Below are 18135 nucleotides of genomic sequence, written 5' to 3' on the forward strand. Positions count from 1 at the left end.
ACCGACGTTACGCGGCCCGGGCAGCTCAACTAGCGCGCAGGCCGTCGATGGCGAGCTCCATAATTCGTTTGGCTTGCCGCTTCCCCTCGGTGCCTTCGGCCAGCCGCCACAGAAAGCTCATCAGCAGCAGGACATCAGCGGGGTCGAGATCCGGCCGCAGCGAGCCGTCGGTCTTGCAGGCATCGAGCAGCTGACCGACCGCGGTGACGACGGGTGCGTATGTTTCGTCGATCGCATGCTGTAGTGCCGCACTGTTGAGGGCGTCGCCCAGACCGTGTTTGAGGCGGACATAGTCGGCGAGTTTGAGGAACCACACGCGGAACGCTTCTAATGGCGCGCGGGTCTGCAGCAGTTTGGGGACCGATCCCACGAGTCGCTGGACGTCGTGCCGGTATACCGCGAGGACCAACGCTTCGCGGGTGGGGAAGTGGCGGTAAAGGGTTCCCGCACCGACGCCTGCGCGTTTGGCGATCTCGTTGAGCGAGGTCGCTCCCGACTCGGTGAAGGCGTCGTGCGCCACTTGAATGATGTGCTCTCGGTTACGCAGGGCGTCGGCGCGGATGCGCGTGTCGGCCTCGTCCGCCACGGGTCGGCACCTCCTCTGCTCACCGGAAGTCGCTGCGCTGCCGTGTCGAGCATAAGTGGAGACCATTCCGGTTCGACCGTCATGCTTGCCGGCGGCGTGCCATCATTCGTCGGGCAGACGGTCGTGAAAGTAGTCGTCGTAGGCGGCCAAGTCGAGTAGGCCATGGCCGGAATAGTTGAACAGGATGAGGGTCTGCTGCTGCGTACGTCGCGCGGCCAGCGCGGTGTCGATTACGCCCCGAATAGCATGCGCGGTCTCTGGTGCCGGGATCATGCCTTCGGCGCGTGCGAACCGCACGGCCGCCTCGAGGACGGAGGCTTGCGGGTAGGCAACCGCTTCAATCCAATGGTGTTGCACAAGATTGGACACGATTGGCGCGGCACCGTGGTAGCGCAAGCCTCCGGCGTGGGTGGCCGGCGGAATGAAGTCACGTCCGATCGTGTACATCCACAGTCGCGGCGTGAGACCGGCGATGTCACCGGAGTCGTAGCGCAACATGCCTTCTGTCAGCGACGGACAGGACTGCGGTTCGACCGCTATTAGGCGAGGCCTGTTCGCTTCGCGCGCGTGCGGTTGCAGAAACGGTAGGGCGAGGCCGGCGAAATTCGAACCCCCGCCGCACGCCGCGATGATGACATCCGGATCCGTCTCACCCGCGAGCTGCAGTTGCTGCTTGGCCTCCAGCCCAATGACCGTCTGGTGCAACAGCACGTGGTTCAGCACGGATCCGAGCGCATAGTGCGTATCCGAATGTAGTAACGCCTCTTCGACGGCTTCACTGATCGCGATCCCCAGGGAACCGGGGCTGTCCGGATGCTCTTGCCTGACCGCGCGTCCTGCGTCCTTGGTTGCCGACGGACTTGCAATCACCTCGGCGCCCCATGTCTCCATCAGGATGCGGCGGTACGGCTTCTGCCGGTGTGATGCGGCGACCATGAAGACGTACAATCCAAGCCGAGCATTTGGCACGCCATCGACAGGGCGCTGCCCCACTGCCCGGCACCGGTCTCGGTGGTGATCTGCCGAATGCCTTCCGCCTTGTTGTAGTAGGCCTGGGCGACGGCAGTATTCGACTTGTGCGAGCCGGTGGGCGATACCGACTCGTCCTTGAAGTAGATCCGGGCCGGCGTGTCCAGACACCGTTCGAGGTGTCTGGCTCGCACCAATGGTGTTGGACGCCATAGCCTTAAGATGTCGAGTACCGGACCCGGTATGTCTATCCAGCTTTCGGCGGACATCTCTTGGTCGATCAGGGCGGCGGGAAACAACTCAGCGAGATCCGCGGGGTCGACTTCACGTTCGAGGATCGGATGCCGCGGTGCTGCGAGCGGCGCAGGCAGGCAGGGCAGGACATTGAACCATGCGGAGGGCATCTGTTCAGGTTTCAACACATAACGCAACGAGTTGTCTCCTCTCGAGTGAATGCGTGAGAGCGCAGCTGGTCGGGGCTTGGAATCACTCGACGGATCACCAACCGGACCGAACGTATTCCGCAACGTGGTGCGGACCGGTCTCGACGCCGGGCCGTTAACCAACGTGAGCTGCGCGGCGTGTCGGGTGCGTAGTTTCCCTGTCCGGTGCCGTGGTTCGGACGGTTGCGAATCGTCAACCGGCTACCGATAACTGGGGTATTCGCGCGATAATCTGTTGCAGCTGCGCATCATCCGAAATGCCCTGGAAGTCGTAACGTGGCGTGTACGCGGCTTCCAGCGCCTGCACTTCGGTGTCGGTGAGGCCGATCTCGAGGGAGGCGACAGCCTGGTCGATTTGCCCGACGCTGCTTGCTCCGACAATGGGTGCTGTCACAACGGGTTTGCTGTGCAGCCAGGCGAGTGCCACTTGGGCCCGGCTTACACCACGCGCCGCGGCAACCGCGCCGACCGCGTCGATGATGGCTTTGTCGGACGACTCGTCGGCCGTGCGATAGAGCATGTCGGCGAATCCGTCATTGGACGATCGCGGGGTGGCCTTGGCGTCTTCCCAGGATCGCCCCAGCCTGCCGCGCGCCAACGGACTCCAGACAATCGTCCCGACGCCCTCATCGAGGCACAGCGGGATCATCTCCCGTTCCTCCTCGCGAGCGAGCAGATTGTAGTGATCCTGCATCGAGATAAATCTCGCCCAGTTGTGGGTGTGCTGCAGATGAAGAGCCTTGGCGAACTCCCAGGCCGGCATGGACGAGCCGCCGAGGTAGCGAACCTTGCCGACCTTCACCAGGTCGTGAAGTGCTTCGAGAGTCTCCTCCAATGGGGTGGCGTGATCGTTGCGGTGTATCTGGTAAAGATCGACGTAGTCGGTGCCGAGCCGGCGTAGCGAATGATCGATCTCGGTCATAATCGCCTTGCGGCTCAACCCCTTCCCATTCGGTCCCGGGCGCATCGGGTGCCGCAGTTTCGTCGCGATCACCACCTCGTCACGGTCGGCGAAATCGTGCAGGGCGCGTCCGAGAATTTCTTCGCTGCTGCCGTGCGAGTACATGTTCGCGGTGTCGAAGAAGTTGATTCCGGATTCGAGGGCATGTCTGATCAGTGGACGAGATTGGTCTTCGGGCAACGACCAGATGGGGTGGCCACGGTGAGGATCGCCGTAAGTCATGGCACCAATCGCGATGGGGGACACATCCAGCCCGGAACTGCCCAATTTGCGGTATTGCATAGTCCAGTTCCTCCCGATTGCATTAGCGGAGAGTTCTCCGAATCGTTTGGAGGCAAGTTACCGGAGAATTCTCCGATTATCAAGGCGGGGGTGGGTTGGTGGGTACTGCACGTGTGGCATCGGTGCCGGCCTCATGTCCGATTCAGCGGACCTCACGGCGGCGGTCGCCGGTATCAAACTGTGCCGCGACATCGGCAATTCCGCCGCCCTTCACCCCTTTCGCGAGCGGGAAGTCATGCCGGGCAATCTCGACGACGCCGAAATGCGGTGCTACATCCGCAACGACGTCACGACGTACCACCACCAGACGGGCACGGCGAAGATGGGCGTTGACACCACGTCGGTGGTCGACGGATCGCTCAAAGTCTATGGGGTACAGGGCCTTCGGATCGCCGACGGCTCGATCATGCCGCGGGTCACCACGGGAAACACCATGGCCCCGTGTGTGGTTATCGGAGAGCGCGCCGGCCGGATACTGCGCCACGAGCACGCCCTCTAAGGGCAGGGATTCGGACCTTTGCCGGCGACCTAGAGCTTCACCTTGCCCATGATGATGTCGATGATCGGCTTTCCCGGCGGGTAGGCGTTGGTGACCGACGCCATCGTGTGGCCGTAGTCGACCAGCAGCGTGATCCCGTTGATGCCGAAGGCGGCGGCGCTGTTGAGGAACGCCATCACGTCGCCCATCTGCTCCGGCGTGTGCACCTTGGAGCCGGTCTCGTCGCGATAGTCCTGGGCGAAGGTCAGCCACAGGTCGGCGTTGGACTGGGCCAGCGGGGTGTCGGTGGGACCCGGGCAGATCGCGTTGATCCGGACGCCCCTCTTGAGCAGGGGATAGCCCTGGGTTGCCACGTAGGCGTTGACGACCTTCTTGGAGAAGCCGTAGTGGATGATGCCTTCGGCCTCGTGCGCCTTGACCCATTCCTGGGCCGACGCGAAGTCCGGCGTAGCCAGGAATTCGTTCAGCAAGTCGAGGTCGTTCTCCCAGCCCATACCGGCGACCGAGGAGATGAAACAGATCGCCGATCCCGAGGGCAGCTGATTCTTCTCCAAAAGTCGCTCGATCAGGTGCCGGTGGCCGAGGAAGTTGATCGCCATCAGGTCGGTGGTGCCGTCGGCGATGCCGGCCGCCGAGAACACGGCGTGTACCGGACCGCCCAGCTGCTCGATGGCCGCGTCGATCGATGCGGTGTCGCGCAGGTCGACCTGAATTGCTTTGGCGACGTCATAGGTCACCGGCGCGTAGTCCATCACGATGACTTCGGCGCCGAGCTCGGCCGCCGACTTGGCCGCGGCGGCGCCCATGCCTGTCGCGCCACCGACGACGACAGCGCGCTTGCCGTCGTAACGCAACCGATCGACAACGGTCATGGAAATCCCCTTCTCGGATAATGCTAACGCGGTTCTAACCGCTCAACTGTATGGGTAACAGTTATTTGGTTCAATACCCGGGGCCGGTGAGTGGGGTTTGCTTGCCGCGGATGGCGGCGCCGGCGACCTGGTCGGCGGCCGGTCGCGAATCGGCGCCGCCCAGCAGCGCTGTGGCCTTCTGCTCGACGAGGTCCGGACCGTCCTGATAGCGGCGGATCAGTTGGACTAAGATCGCTTGCTTGGATTTGAAATGCTGCTCAGCCGCGCACCGAGTTCGGTCAGATACCGGTCCGGCCCGCCGAGCAATTCACACCAGCCCAGCAGGCGCTTGAGGTAGAGGTGGGCATCGTGTTCCCAGGTGTAGCCGATGCCACCGAACACCTGGATCGCCGTGTCACCCACGGTGGCCAGTCGCCCCGAGAACGCCTTGGTCCGCAGCGCCGCCAGATGCCGCTCGCCGGCGTCCAGCTCGGCGTCGGCCGCCCAGAGGGCATGGATCACGCCGCCGCGGGCCAGCTCGACCGTCTCGTACATGTCGACGCACAGATGCTGGATCGCCTGGAACGACCCGATGGCCCGGCCGAATTGCCTTCGGAACTTTGCGTATTCGACGGCGAGGTCCATTACGGCCCGGGCCGCACCCAGCGCGTCGGCGGCCGTGGCGATCAGGACGTCATCGATCACCGCCCCGACGTCTACCGGTCCGGCCCCGGTCAGCCGCTGCGCGGGCGTGCCGTTGAGCGAGACGCGAAACCGTTTGCGGGTCTTGTCGATCCCGCCTTGCGGCCGAGCGGTGAAACCCGGGGCGTCGGTGTACACGGCATACAACGCCGCGGGGTCCGCGCCGAGGACCAGCAGAACTGCGGCCACCGCCGCATCGGGCACCCCGTCGAGTTCCCCGTGCAGCACGACGGCGTCGCCGGCGGCCTCGGCGCTGACGGTCCCGCCATCCAGGAACCCGACGGTGGCGATCGTCGTCCCGTCCGCTATGCCCGCCAAAATTGGTGCAGCAAGACCCTTTTCGCAAAGCCGGGTCAGTGCCCGCGGCGCGGCGACCGCGGTGGACAACCAGGGTCCGGGATGCAGCGCGGCGCCGAGTTCCTCGGCGACGACGCCGGCTTCCACCATCGTCATCCCGGCGCCGCCGTGTTCTTCGGGCACCAGCAGCCCGGTGGTGCCGAGATCGGCCAAACCGCGCCAAACCGTGTCCTCGACGCCGACGGGGTCGTCGAGCAGGGCGCGGACGTGGCCGGCGAGCGGTGCCTTGTCGGCCAGAAAGCGCCGCGTGGTGTCGCGCAGGGCGAGCTGTTCGTCGCTGAGTTCGAGGTTCATCCGCGCGGCAATCCGAGTACCCGTTGGGCGGTGATGTTCTTGTTGATCTGCGTGGTGCCGCCTGCGATGGTCAGCGACCGTGACGTCAGGCGGTAGTTTGCCCAGGCGCCGTTGCCGCCGCGGGTGCCGAGCACGTCGAAGGCCAGGGCGGCCAGGTCCTGTCCGATCTCGCCCCAGACCGTCTTGGCCAGGCTGGCCGATGCGAACGCCGCGCTTTGCGAGCCTCCGTGCAGCGTCGCCGAGATCGACCGCTGGCACAGCACCTCGAGATATTTGATACGCAAGGCGATTTCACCGAGGCGACGCAGCGTCACCGGATCGGCGAGTGCGTCGGTGTGGGTGGCGAGGTCGTCCACCAGTTCATCGAGCCGCACCTGCATTTCGGCGTATAGCCTTGCGGCCCCGGCGCGTTCGTGGCCCAGCGTGGTGGTGGCCACCTGCCAACCGCCGTTGTACGGACCGAGCAGCGCGTCGGCCGGCACCCGCACATCGTGAAAGAACACCTCGGCGAAATCGGTGTCTCCGTTGAGCGTGACGAGCGGACGAACCTCGATGCCGGGCGATGCCATGTCGACGATCAGACAGGAGATGCCCTTGTGCTTGGGGGCGTCGGGATCGGTGCGCACGTACAACTGGCACCAGTGCGCTCGGTGCCCCAGCGAGGTCCAGATCTTCTGGCCGTTGACGACGAAGCCGTCTGCATCCCGCACCGCCCGGGTGCGCAGCGCCGCGAGATCGGATCCTGCCTCCGGCTCCGACATGCCCTGGCACCAGATGTCGTCGGCGCGCATCATTCGGGGGAGCAGCGTCTTCTTCTGGTCTTCGGTGCCGTACTGCATGATCGCGGGGGCGATGTTGTTCATGCCAATCACGTTCAGTGGCACGGGGGCTCGGGCCCGGGTGGTCTCCTCGGTGTACACCAGCTGTTCAAGGACGGTCGCTCCGCGGCCGCCGTATTCGCGGGGCCAGGAGACGGCGGCCCAGCCGGCGTCGGACATGGTCCGGCTCCACGCGCGGAGCATCTCGAAGGTGGCGTCGTCGCGGCCGGAGGTCCGGCGGGCGGCCACCAGTTCGTCGGTCAGGTTGGCGGACAGCCATTCGCTCAGTTCGGCGCGGAACTGTTTGGCTTCCGCCGGATAGGAGAAGTCCACTTTTCCTTGCTCTGATGGTCACCGACTGCGGATTAGCCGGACTCTACGGTGAGGGATTTTGCCGGTCAACAACCTCAGCCGGGAAGCGGTTGGGGCCCGGTCCGACGTATACCGACCTGGCACCGGCTGGGTCGCCACCGTCGCGTTGGCGAAGTCCATCGTCGGGCGCGGACTGTACGGGGCAACCGATATTTGGTTAGCAAATCGGAGGTGAGCGTGGCCGACGACGCCCGCGCGGGCGTGCGGTAATCGCACGTCACGGGCCTGATTGGCGCGGCAGGGTTGTCAATCGGCTAGTTTCCAGTAAGGCTCTCCGCAGGGGCGAGTCACAACAGATCGATTGCCAGGAGAGCTGAACAGATATGGCTGACACTGTAAAGGTCCGGTTCGAGCCGAAGATGATGATCGACGGCAAGCTCGTCGATGGCCAGGCCGGCACCTTCACCAACATCAACCCGGCCACCGAGGAACCGCTCGGTGAGGTCGCCGACGCGTCCAAGGAGGACATGCACCGCGCGATCGATGCCGCGCGGCGGGCCTTCGACGAGACCGACTGGTCGACCAACAAGGAACTGCGCAAGCGCTGCCTGCTGCAGCTGCACGACGCGATCGAGGAGGAGAAGGAAGAGCTGCGCGAGGAGCTGATCCTCGAGGTCGGCTCGCCCAGGGCGATCACCTTCGGCCCCCAACTGGACGCTCCCTTGGAGGATGGCCTGAAATACCCTGCCCGGCTGATCGACGAATACGCCTGGGAGACCGACCTGGGCGACAAAGTGGTCAGCCTGACCGGCACGCTGACCACCCGCAAGGTGTGGCGCGAGCCCGTCGGCGTGGTCGGCGCCATCGTGCCGTGGAACTTCCCGTTCGAAGTCACCCTCAACAAGCTCGGCCAGGCCCTGGGCACCGGCAACACCGTGGTGCTCAAGCCGGCGCCCAACACACCGTTCAATGCGACCCGGCTGGGCCGGCTGATCGCCGAAAAGACCGACATCCCAGCGGGTGTCGTCAACGTCGTCACCGCTTCGGATCACTTCGTGGGTGAAGAGCTGACGCTGTCGCCGAAGGTTGACCTGATCTCGTTCACCGGCTCGACGGTGGTCGGGAAACGAATCATGGAGAAGGGCGCCGCCACCATGAAGCGGCTGTTCCTGGAACTCGGCGGTAAATCGGCCACCATCGTGCTCGAGGACGCCGACTTCGGCACCGCCTGCATGGTCGGCATCGCTCCGTGCATGCACGCCGGGCAGGGCTGCGCGAACCCGACGCGGCTGCTGTTGCCGCGGTCCCGCTACGACGAGGGCGTGGCGATTCTGAAGAACATTTACGAGAACGTCACGTGCGGCGACCCGCAGGACCCCGCCACGTTGTGCGGCCCGGTCATCTCGCAACGCCAATACGAGCGGGTGATGGGCTACATCAGCAAGGGTGTCGAAGAGGGCGCCACCGCGCTGGTCGGCGGTCCCGACGCCCCGACCGGTTTCGACAAGGGATATTACGTTCGCCCAACGCTTTTCACCAACGTCGATAACAAGATGACCATCGCCCAGGAAGAGATCTTCGGCCCGGTGCTGTCGGTGATTCCGTTCGACGACGAGGAGGACGCGATCCGGATCGCCAACGACAGCGTGTACGGGTTGGCCGGCAACGTGTTTGCCGGTTCGCTCGAGCGTGCGCTTTCGGTGACCCGGCGGATCAAGGCCGGCTTCATGGGCGTCAACGGCGGTGCCCCGTACGGGGCCGACACCCCGTTCGGCGGCTATAAGGAAAGCGGCGTGGGGCGCCAGAACGGCGTCGCCGGATTCGATCAGTACACCGAGGTCAAGTCCGTGGCCTATCCCGCGGTCTAGCCGGACCGTGGCTTCACCTGATGCGTTGCGGCGCAAGGCGATGGCTGCGTGCTGATGCGATCCGCCGATGGGGTTTGCTCCCCGGCGAATGGTCGTCGAACGCGATATCACCGGGCGAGATCCGACGGATAGCTGCCATACCGGGTCGGCCGGAGCCGGATGTGACCGGCGTGGTTCTGGGGCCTGGCGGCTAATGGACCCCCGACCCCCGCCCTGCCAACCTCTTGGTTGACAATCGAACGCAACACCGGAGTCAAAGGAGACATCACCATGCCCGAAGCCGTCATCGTCGAGGCCGTGCGTTCACCCATCGGCAAGCGCAACGGGGGACTGTCCGGGGTGCACCCCGCGGAACTGTCCGCGCAGGTACTCAACGGGCTGGTCACCCGGACCGGCATCGATCCCGAAATCGTTGACGACGTCATCTGGGGCTGCGTGATGCAGGCCGGCGAGCAAGCCCTCGACATCGGCCGCACCGCCCTGTTGACCGCGGGGTGGCCGGAGAGCGTGCCGGGCGTGACCGTCGACCGCCAATGCGGATCCAGCCAGCAGTCCATCCACTTCGCCGCCGCCGGGGTGGTCGCGGGGCACTACGACGTCGTCGTCGCGGGGGGCGTCGAGTCGATGTCGCGGACCCCGATGGGCGCGTCGCTGGCCAACGGTGGCCGGCCGTATCCCGAGGCGTTCCTGGACCGCTACGACCGCCAGATCCCCAACCAGGGTCTGGGGGCCGAGATGATCGCCGAGCGGTGGGGCTTCGACCGCACCGCGCTCGACCAGTTCTCTCTCGACTCGCATGAAAAGGCCGCCGCCGCACAAGATTCCGGTGCCTTTGACGACCAGATCGTCGGCATCAAGGATGCCGAGGGCAACGTCATACTCAAGGACGAGGGAATCCGGCGCGGCACGCCGATGGAAAAGATGGCCTCCCTCAAGCCCGCCTTCAAGGAGGACGGCGTGATCCACGCCGGCAACTCCTCGCAGATTTCCGACGGCGCGGCCGCCCTGCTGTTCATGTCCGCGGACAAGGCAAAAGATCTGGGGCTCAAGCCAATCGCCAAGGTGCATACCGCCACCCTGGCCGCCGCCGACCCGGTCATCATGCTCACCGCCCCGATCCCGGCCACCCAGAAGGTGCTGAAGCGCTCCGGGTTGTCCATCGACGACATCGGCGCCTACGAGGTCAACGAGGCATTCGCGCCGGTTCCGCTGGCGTGGCTGAAGGACATCGGCGCAGACGAGGAGAAACTCAACCCCAACGGGGGCGCGATTGCGCTGGGCCATCCGCTCGGCGGCTCCGGGGCGCGCATCATGACCACCCTGCTGTACCACATGCGGGACAAGGGAATTCGCTACGGCCTGCAGACGATGTGTGAGGGCGGCGGTCAGGCCAACGCCACCATCGTGGAGCTGCTGTGACCGACGGGAACGGTGCCGCGCCGGCGGTGCTGGTGGAGCGCCGCGGCGACGTAATGGTCATTACCATCAACCGGCCCGAGGCGCGCAACGCGATCAATGCCGCGGTCAGCATCGGCGTGGGGGATGCGCTCGAACAAGCGCAGCACGAGCCCGACGTGCGGGCGGTCGTGCTCACCGGTTCGGGCGACAAGTCGTTCTGCGCCGGAGCCGATCTCAAGGCGATCTCGCGCCGCGAGAACATCTATCATCCCGAGCACGGGGAGTGGGGTTTCGCCGGATACGTCAGCCACTTCATCGACAAGCCCACGATCGCTGCGGTCAACGGCACCGCGCTCGGCGGCGGCACCGAGCTGGCGTTGGCCAGTGACCTGGTCGTCGCGCACGAGGCGGCCCAGTTCGGTCTGCCCGAGGTCAAACGCGGACTGATCGCCGCCGCCGGCGGAGTGTTCCGCATCGTCGAGCAACTGCCCCGGAAGGTGGCCATGGAACTACTGCTGACCGGCGAGCCGATGACGGCGTCCGACGCCTGGGAGTGGGGCCTGGTCAATCAGGTCGTCAAGGAAGGCTCCGTGCTCGACGCCGCGCTGGCCATGGCGGCGCGCGTCACGGTGAACGCGCCGCTATCGGTGCAGGCCAGCAAGCGCATTGCCGACGGCGTCGACGACGGCGTGCCCACCGGCGACCAGGCGGGCTGGCGCCGTACCGCCACCGAGATGAGCGCCCTGATGAGATCCGAGGACGCCAAGGAAGGGCCGTTGGCCTTCGCCGAAAAGCGGGAACCGGTCTGGAAGGCGCGTTAGCGATCGCGAGCCGGCGTGGCCGGGCGCGGCGGGTCGCCACCGTTGGATTCGTGGCGATTAGTGCCCCAGGACGTTGACTCCGAAGCGGAACAGGGCGGGCACCCGCTGACAGGCCGGCACGATGGCACCCCGCGTGGCCCGTGGGGTGCTGGCCAGCACCACGGCCCGGGTGAGTAGCCGGTAGTTGCGGGTCACCCGGTGCCACTCCTTCTCGTAGGCCGCCGGCGTTTCGTTGACGATGGCGTCCACCGCCGCGCCTGCCTGCTTGACGGCCAAGCTGACGCCCTCACCGGTCAGCGCATCCTCGTAGCCCGCCGCGTCACCGACCAGCAGCACCCGTCCGGCAACTCGGCGCGAGACCACTTGGCGCAACGGGCCGCAGCCGCGTGCGTGCCCACGGCCGGCCCCCGCCAGACGCCGGCTCAGCCGCGGGAACCACGCCAGGTCGGGCCGGCCCTGCGACAGGATCGCCACCCCCACCAGGTCGGGTTCCACGGGCGTCACGTATGCCTCACCCAACCGCGACCAATAGACCTCGACGAACTCCGACCACGGCGGCACTGTGAAATGCCAACGCACGCCGTAGCGTCGCGGCGTCCCGGCGGTCACCTTGATGCCGACGGCGCGCCGGACCACCGAGTGCAGTCCGTCGGCGCCCACCAGGTACCTCGCGCGCACTCCGGCGGCGGTGACACCGTGTGCGTCCTGCTTCACGTCGGCTACCTTGGCCCGAATCCATTCGGTGTCTTGCTCTTTGGCGCGGGCCTGCATCGCCGCGTGCAGGGTGGTGCGACGCACCCCGCGGCCCGGCCCGGCGCGAAACAGCGCCTCGGCGCGGCGCTGCTCGCTGACATAGGCGATACCGCGGAACGGCATGCCGACCGGATCGACGCCCAGCGAGGTGAGCTCGGCCAGACCGCCGGGCATCAGCCCCTCTCCGCACGCCTTGTCGATGGGATCTGCGCGCGGCTCGACCACGATGACCGACAGCCCGTGCCGGCGGGCCTGCAGCGCGGTGGCCAAACCACCGGGGCCGCCGCCCACGGTCAACAGGTCGGCGTCATAGGACATCAGCGCCGCTCCTCCTCATCGCTGCGATCTGCATCGTCGACGGCGCGCCGCTCATGTGTAACCCAATGCCGAATTCTCCACCCGGATGCGCACACTGAGCAGGATCGCGTTGGCGACGGTGAACGTGGCCGCCGTCAGCCAGGCGGTGTGGATCAGCGGTAATGCGAACCCTTCGGCCACCACCGCAACATAGTTCGGGTGGTGAAGAAACCGGTAGGGCCCCCGCCGCACCAGGGGCGCCTCCGGCAACACGATCACGCGGGTGTTCCACCGCCGGCCCAGCGTGCCGATGCACCACCAGCGCAGCACCTGGCTCAGCGCCGCGACCGCCAGCATCGGCCAGCCCAGCCACGGCAGGAACGGCCGGTGCAGCGCCAGCGGTTCGACCACACAGCCGACCAGCAGGGCAGAGTGGATGACGACCATCACCACGTAGTGCGGTCGACCAAACTCCTTGGCGCCCTGGGCAAAAGACCACTGCGCGTTGCGGTTGGACAGCACCAGTTCGACGATGCGCTCCAGCCCGACCGCCAGGATCAGCAGGTAGTACATGTCTACAGTCTGTACCAGTGCTACCACTTCAACAGCACGAGTTCGGAGCAGAAACCCGGACCCATCGCGATCATCAGGCCGAGCGAGCCCGGCACCGGCGGCTGGGCCAGGTTGGCCCGAAGCACGTCGATAACCGAAACCGATGACAGATTTCCGTTGAGCCGCAACGAGTTTCGCGTGTGATCCAGAGCGTCGGCCGGCAACTCCAGTTCTTCTTCGACCGCCTCGATGACCGCGGGACCGCCCGGGTGGCACACCCACGTCGAGATGTCCGAGGGCGCCAAGCCGTGGTCGGCCAAAAACTTGCGGACGTCGTCACCCAGGTACTGCTTGGCGACGTTGACGACGTCGGCGGACAACACGATCTTGAAGCCGTCGGTGCCGATGTCCCAGCCCATCACGCCCTGGGTGTCCGGATACATCCGGCTGCGCGTGTCGAGCACCCGCGGGCCGGTCTCGGTTTCCGAGAAATTGGCGCCCTTGACGACAACCGCGCCCGCGCCGTCGCCGAACAGGCTGGTGGCGACCGTGTTGGCCACCGAATGGTCGTTACGTTGAATGGTCAGCGTGCACAGTTCGACCGCCAGCAACACCGCGACGTGGTCGGGGAACGCTCGCAGGTAGTCATGCACCCGCGCGACCCCGGCCGCGCCGGCAACACATCCCAGACCGAACATCGGGATGCGTTTGACGTCCTGGCGCAGCCCCACTCGGTGCGCCAGCCGTGCCTCCAGCGACGGCACGGCGAGCCCGGTGACCGTCGTCGAAAACACGATGTCCACCTCTTCGGGCCGGACCTTGGCCTGCTCGAGCGCTGCGCGCAGAGCCCGCTCACCCAATTCCAGAGCGACCTCGACGTAGGCTTCGTTCGCCTCGGTGAAACCGCTCAGCTGCTCCATCCGGTCCATCGAGATCGCCAGATGCCGGTGCTCCACGCCGGCCGATAGCGCAAAGCGCCGGAAGTGTTCCCCCATAACGCCACTGAGCCGGTCGATCAGTTCTTCCTGCGGATGATAGTGCTGCGGAAACTGCACAGACACCGCAGCAATTGTCGGATCCTCGCTGGCCGTGGTTGTAAAGCCCACGCGCGTGGCATTTCCCCCTGTTTTTTCGTTCATGAACTTAGTTACGGTGGCCTAACTTAGTTGGTTCAACCCAACCCGGTTTAGGTATGCCTTCCGCGGGATAGGGTCAAATGCATGCGGATTTTGGTGACCGGTGCGACCGGCTATGTGGGCTCCCGACTGGTCACGGAACTGCTGGAAAACCACCACCAGGTGGTGGCGGCAAGCCGAAACCCGAAGCAGCTCAAGCGGTTCGGGTGGTTTGACGATGTCGCGCCGGTGCGTCTGAACGCATCGGATCCGGCGTCGGCGCAGGCGGCGATGGACGCCGCCGACCCCGTCGACGTCCTGTATTACCTGGTCCACGCCATCGGCCAGCCCGACTTCAGGGATGCCGATCGGACCGCGGCCGCCAATGTCGCCGCGGCTGCCCGCGACGCCGGGGTGCGCCGCATCGTCTACCTGGGCGGGTTCGTGCCCGCCGACGAGGCACTGTCCGAGCACTTGACCAGCCGCGCCGAGGTCGCCGAGGCGCTGACCATCCCCGAAGGCCCGGAGCTGGTGTGGCTGGGCGCGGCCGTCATCATCGGTGCGGGTTCGACGTCGTTCGAGATGATGCGCTACGTCGGCGACCGATTCCCGCTGATCCCCGCCCCGAGCTGGATGGACAACCCGATCGACCCGATCTCCATCCGCGACGTGCTGCACTATTTGGTGGCCGCCGCGGATCCCGAGCTCGTCCCGCCCGGCGCGTACGACATCGCCGGTCCGGACACCACTACCTACCGGGACCTGCTCAAGGCGTATGCGCGAGCCTCGGGACGCTGGCACGCCGCGCTGCCGGTCGGTCGCGTCGACACCTCGTTGGCGTCGCTGATCACCGGGCTCGCCCTGCCGGTGCCGCCCGGCTTGGCCGGCGACCTGGTGGAGTCGCTCGATCATCCGATGCTCGCGTCGGCCAGCGGGCTGCGCGGACGGGTGCCCGACCCGCCCGGCGGCCTGCTGGGCGTCGAGGACGCCATCTCGCTGGCCCTGGCGGGTGCGGCGCGGGGCAAGCCGCGGCCGGTCAACGAGCTGGCCGACCCGCACGACCTCGCCGACACCGACCCCGCCTGGGCGGGCGGGGACGCGCTGCGGATCCGCCGGCTGGCCAGGGCCATCACCCCGCCCATTGCCCGGCCCACCCTGAAGCTGGTCAACAATGTCCCGGGCCCGGTCGCCGGAGCCGTGCGCACCGGCCTGGACATTCTGCTCAGCCTGACCCCGAAGGTCCGTCCGGCATGAGCCAGCAGGCCAGCCCGTACCACGCCAGTGTGTTCTCCGAGCTGCGTCAGGCCGTCACCAATGTTGCTGTACCACACCATGAACCGCCGTCGCTGGTGCGGCGGCGCCGCGTCGTGGTCGCGGTCACCTTGGTGGTCGGCGCGGCGGTGCTCGGCTACTCGCTGCGCCGCCCGCCCGGCGAATCGAGCTTCTACTGGCTGACCCTGGTGCTGGCCGCGGTGTGGGTCGTCGGCGCGTCCTGCTCCGGCCCGCTGCATTTGGGCGGCATCTGCTGGCGTGGCCGCAATCAGCGGCCGGTGATCAGCGGCACGCTGGTCGGGCTGGGTCTGGGCGGGGTCTTCATCGTCGGCGGACTGTTCGCCCGCGAGATTCCCGCCGTTGCGGCACTGATCAGCCGGGTGCTGCAATACGCACACCACGGATCGTTCTGGCTGGTCGTGCTGATCACCCTGATCAACGGCGTCGCCGAGGAGATGTTCTTCCGCGGCGCCCTCTACACCGCGCTGGGGCGGTTCGCCCCGTTGACGATCTCGACCGTGCTGTACCTCGGCGTCACGCTGGCCAGCGGCAACCCGATGCTCGGGTTCGCCGCGCTCATCCTCGGCACCGTCTGCGCCCTGGAGCGCCGCGCCAGCGGCGGCGTCCTGGCGCCCGTGCTGACCCACTTCTTCTGGGGCTTGATCATGGTGCTGGTGTTGCCGCCGATGTTCGGCGTTTAGCCGTCCGCCGCCTCGACGACGTTGCGCACCAGGGCCGCCAGCGCGACGGTGTGCAGCGGTCGGGCGGCAAGCCAGTAGAGCCGCCCGCGTACGCCGGCCGGGACGAAGACCGCCCGCTGCGTGTATCTGCTGCCGCCGCCGTCCCGCGGCGCGACGGTCATTTCCAACCAGGCGGTCCCGCGGGTGCGGAATCGGGAGCGCAGCCGCAACCAGGTGCCGGGTTCCCGCTCGGCCACGGTCCAGCGGCCGTTGCTAGTCGCGGCGTTTTCGGCTGCGGCCCAAACATCCTCGGGCTTGGCGGCGGTTGCTGCCGTCCGCACGTCGGTGTAGCTGACTTCGCCCGCCCAGGCCGGGTCGCTGGGCAGCGGCTCGGCCGGCTCGGTGTGCGACGACGCCCAGCTGGCGTCGGGCAACCCGCGCGCCGCCCGATTCAGCGACAGCGCGATCGCTCGCCGGTAGGGGGTGAGGCCGCCCGGCGGCGGCGCGATGATGGTGTCGACGTCCGAATTGCCCATCACCGCATCGCATTCCAGCGCTTCGATCAGCGGCCGCGCCAAGCCGGACGGGATCGGCGTCACCGTCCCCACCCACAGGCTGGCGATGGACGGCGTCAGAAACGGCAGCACGAACAGGTAGCGCCGGTGCAGGCCCGCCACGTCGGCGTAGACGCGCATCATGTCGCCGTACTCCAGCACGTCGGGGCCGCCGATATCCCAGGCCCGCGACGAGGGCACCTGAGCCGTTGCCGCGGCGATTAGGTAGTGGAGCACGTCGCGCACCGCGATGGGCTGGATCCGGTTGTGCACCCACTTCGGTGTGGTCATCACCGGCAGCCGGTCGGTCAGGTGGCGGATCATTTCGAACGACGCCGATCCGGACCCGATGACCACACCGGCCTGCAGCACGACCGTCTCGATTCCCGACTCGACGAGCGCCTCGCCCACCGCCTTGCGCGACGCCAGATGGGGCGACAGATCCCGGTCCGGGGGATGCAGCCCGCTCAGGTACACGATCCGCCGGACCCCGGTGCGCTGCGCGGCCGTCACGACGTTGCGGACCGAGCGGCGTTCCTCCTCGGCGAAATCCTTCGACGTCCCCATCGAATGGACCAGGTAGTAGACGACATCCATGCCGTCGAAGGCCTCGATGAGAGAGTCGACGTCGCCGAGGTCGCCGCGTGCGACCTCCATTTGCTCGCGCCACGGTACTTCCGCCAGCTTGTCCGGCGTGCGGGCCAGCGCTCGCACGCGGTGGCCTTCGTCGAGCAGCCGCGGCACCAGGCGGGCACCGATGTAACCGGTCGCCCCGGTCACCAGGCAGCGCAGCGGTTCGTCCATCGTGTCCTCCCTTGACTGACGTCGGGAAGGATTGCCGCTCCGGCGGCGACTAAGCGTCTAGCGGTCGGTGAAGTTCGGCGCGCGGCGCTCCTGGAACGCCGTTGCGCCTTCCCGTAAGTCGGCTGAGCGCAACAAGATCGACTGCCCCCGGTACTCACGGTCCAGCGTGGCATCCAGCTCGGCCAGGGTGGCCGCGTTGATCGCGTCCTTGGTTTTGGCGTACGCCACGACCGGGCCACGCAGCAACGTCGAAATCACCTTGGCCACTTCGGCGTCGAAGTCCTCGGCCGGATAGACCGCGGTAACCAGGCCCGCGTCGAACGCGTCGGCTGCCGACAACCGTTCGGCCAGCAGCGCCATCCGCATGGCGCGGATCCGGCCGATCGCCGCCGCGACCAACGCCGAGGCGCCGCCGTCGGGCATCAGCCCGATCTTGGTGAAGGCGAGCATGAAAAACGCTGTCTCAGAAGCCAATACGATGTCGCAGGCCAGGGCGATGGAAACGCCGACGCCGGCGGCCGGGCCCTGCACGACGGCGACCACCGGATGCGGCAGCGCGGTGATGGCGCGGATCAGCCGGTTGACCGCCAAGATGATCTCGTCCGGCGGAACGCCGCCGCTGTCGGACATGTCGTCGGCGCTGATGCCGGCTCCAGAGCAGAAGCCGCGGCCGGCGCCGCCCAGTCGCACCACCTGCACGCGCGGATCGGTGGCCGCGCTTTCCATCGTGTCGGCAAGCGCGGCGATCACCGGGGTGGTCAGCGAGTTGAGGCTGTCCGGGCGATTGATGGTCACCGACAACACGCCGTCGGACAGGTCGACCGCGAGGTCGGCGGTGGAAGTCTGAAAGTCGAGCGTGGATTCCGGCATGGGCTCACCCTAACCACCGGTTGGGTGACCGGGCTGCGCGGCCGCGGAGCGCGGCTGCGAAGATGCCAACGGGTTCG

The 18135-nt window shown here is 66.8% G+C and carries 18 protein-coding genes; 6 read left to right on the forward strand and 12 right to left on the reverse strand.

Annotated elements, in window-relative coordinates; genetic code table 11:
* Window positions 1-25: 25 nt before the first annotated feature.
* The 4 genes from AWC25_RS08735 to AWC25_RS08745 all read right to left on the reverse strand — a co-directional run bounded on the left by AWC25_RS08735 (window position 26) and on the right by AWC25_RS08745 (window position 3241).
* The gene (locus AWC25_RS08735) at window positions 26-586 is read right to left on the reverse strand and encodes a TetR/AcrR family transcriptional regulator (RefSeq protein ID WP_069401327.1); all 561 of its coding nucleotides are present in this window, start codon (window positions 584-586) and stop codon (window positions 26-28) included.
* A 102-nt stretch (window positions 587-688) separates the two neighbouring features.
* The gene (locus AWC25_RS08740) at window positions 689-1522 is read right to left on the reverse strand and encodes a TrpB-like pyridoxal phosphate-dependent enzyme (protein ID WP_244899478.1); all 834 of its coding nucleotides are present in this window, start codon (window positions 1520-1522) and stop codon (window positions 689-691) included.
* Entirely contained in the window at window positions 1477-1977 is a 501-nt protein-coding gene (locus tag AWC25_RS27335) for a pyridoxal-phosphate dependent enzyme (protein WP_244899479.1), read from the reverse strand. The genes AWC25_RS08740 and AWC25_RS27335 overlap by 46 nt, the downstream gene beginning before the upstream one ends.
* Before the next feature lie 214 nt (window positions 1978-2191).
* On the reverse strand, window positions 2192-3241 hold the full coding sequence (locus AWC25_RS08745; protein ID WP_069401329.1) for an aldo/keto reductase: 1050 nt from the start codon (window positions 3239-3241) through the stop codon (window positions 2192-2194).
* A gap of 133 nt (window positions 3242-3374) precedes the next feature.
* On the opposite strand from AWC25_RS08745, the gene AWC25_RS08750 reads away from it, so the two are divergent.
* Entirely contained in the window at window positions 3375-3740 is a 366-nt protein-coding gene (locus AWC25_RS08750; RefSeq protein WP_069401330.1) for a GMC oxidoreductase, read from the forward strand.
* Between the two features lie 29 nt (window positions 3741-3769).
* On the opposite strand, the gene AWC25_RS08755 is transcribed toward AWC25_RS08750, so the two are convergent.
* From AWC25_RS08755 to AWC25_RS08765, 3 genes are all read right to left on the reverse strand, one after another.
* A complete protein-coding gene (locus AWC25_RS08755; RefSeq protein ID WP_069401331.1) occupies window positions 3770-4612 on the reverse strand; it encodes an SDR family oxidoreductase in 843 nt (280 codons plus the stop codon).
* Window positions 4613-4837: 225 nt separating this feature from the next.
* Window positions 4838-5944 carry an acyl-CoA dehydrogenase family protein gene (locus AWC25_RS08760; RefSeq protein WP_069401332.1) on the reverse strand — a complete coding sequence of 369 codons (1107 nt, stop codon included), beginning with the start codon at window positions 5942-5944 and terminating at the stop codon, window positions 4838-4840.
* The gene (locus AWC25_RS08765) at window positions 5941-7095 is read right to left on the reverse strand and encodes an acyl-CoA dehydrogenase family protein (protein WP_069401333.1); all 1155 of its coding nucleotides are present in this window, start codon (window positions 7093-7095) and stop codon (window positions 5941-5943) included. The genes AWC25_RS08760 and AWC25_RS08765 overlap by 4 nt, the downstream gene beginning before the upstream one ends.
* 362 nt (window positions 7096-7457) lie before the next feature.
* Between AWC25_RS08765 and AWC25_RS08770 the strand changes: the two genes are divergently transcribed.
* From AWC25_RS08770 to AWC25_RS08780, 3 genes are all read left to right on the forward strand, one after another.
* Window positions 7458-8942: an aldehyde dehydrogenase family protein gene (locus AWC25_RS08770; RefSeq protein ID WP_069401334.1), complete on the forward strand. Its 1485-nt coding sequence runs from the start codon at window positions 7458-7460 to the stop codon at window positions 8940-8942.
* A gap of 270 nt (window positions 8943-9212) precedes the next feature.
* Window positions 9213-10361, forward strand: coding sequence for a thiolase family protein (locus AWC25_RS08775; RefSeq protein ID WP_069401374.1), 1149 nt, complete (start codon window positions 9213-9215; stop codon window positions 10359-10361).
* A 53-nt stretch (window positions 10362-10414) separates the two neighbouring features.
* The gene (locus tag AWC25_RS08780; protein WP_069401375.1) at window positions 10415-11161 is read left to right on the forward strand and encodes a crotonase/enoyl-CoA hydratase family protein; all 747 of its coding nucleotides are present in this window, start codon (window positions 10415-10417) and stop codon (window positions 11159-11161) included.
* A gap of 57 nt (window positions 11162-11218) precedes the next feature.
* Here AWC25_RS08780 and AWC25_RS08785 read toward each other — a convergent pair whose 3' ends face one another.
* The 3 genes from AWC25_RS08785 to AWC25_RS08795 are packed head-to-tail and all read right to left on the reverse strand — an operon-like array spanning window position 11219 to window position 13902.
* Window positions 11219-12235 (reverse strand): NAD(P)/FAD-dependent oxidoreductase, encoded by a 1017-nt coding sequence (locus AWC25_RS08785; RefSeq protein ID WP_142278748.1) that lies wholly within the window; start codon window positions 12233-12235, stop codon window positions 11219-11221.
* A gap of 48 nt (window positions 12236-12283) precedes the next feature.
* A complete protein-coding gene (locus tag AWC25_RS08790; protein WP_069401336.1) occupies window positions 12284-12784 on the reverse strand; it encodes an isoprenylcysteine carboxyl methyltransferase family protein in 501 nt (166 codons plus the stop codon).
* 20 nt (window positions 12785-12804) lie between these two features.
* A complete protein-coding gene (locus tag AWC25_RS08795) occupies window positions 12805-13902 on the reverse strand; it encodes a type III polyketide synthase (RefSeq protein WP_085166647.1) in 1098 nt (365 codons plus the stop codon).
* An 81-nt stretch (window positions 13903-13983) separates the two neighbouring features.
* Between AWC25_RS08795 and AWC25_RS08800 the strand changes: the two genes are divergently transcribed.
* Window positions 13984-15132 carry an NAD(P)H-binding protein gene (locus AWC25_RS08800; protein ID WP_069401338.1) on the forward strand — a complete coding sequence of 383 codons (1149 nt, stop codon included), beginning with the start codon at window positions 13984-13986 and terminating at the stop codon, window positions 15130-15132.
* Entirely contained in the window at window positions 15129-15851 is a 723-nt protein-coding gene (locus AWC25_RS08805; RefSeq protein WP_085166648.1) for a CPBP family intramembrane glutamic endopeptidase, read from the forward strand. Before AWC25_RS08800 ends, AWC25_RS08805 begins: the two co-directional genes overlap by 4 nt.
* Here the strand turns inward: AWC25_RS08805 and AWC25_RS08810 are convergent.
* Together AWC25_RS08810 and AWC25_RS08815 are read right to left on the reverse strand one after the other, a co-directional pair.
* Window positions 15848-17188, reverse strand: a complete 1341-nt coding sequence (locus AWC25_RS08810; protein WP_085166649.1) for a DUF2867 domain-containing protein — start codon at window positions 17186-17188, stop codon at window positions 15848-15850. The genes AWC25_RS08805 and AWC25_RS08810 overlap by 4 nt on opposite strands.
* Before the next feature lie 57 nt (window positions 17189-17245).
* Window positions 17246-18058, reverse strand: coding sequence for an enoyl-CoA hydratase (locus AWC25_RS08815; protein WP_069401341.1), 813 nt, complete (start codon window positions 18056-18058; stop codon window positions 17246-17248).
* Window positions 18059-18135: the final 77 nt, after the last annotated feature.

The organism is Mycobacterium sherrisii (genome assembly GCF_002102355.1).
GTDB lineage: Bacteria > Actinomycetota > Actinomycetes > Mycobacteriales > Mycobacteriaceae > Mycobacterium > Mycobacterium sherrisii.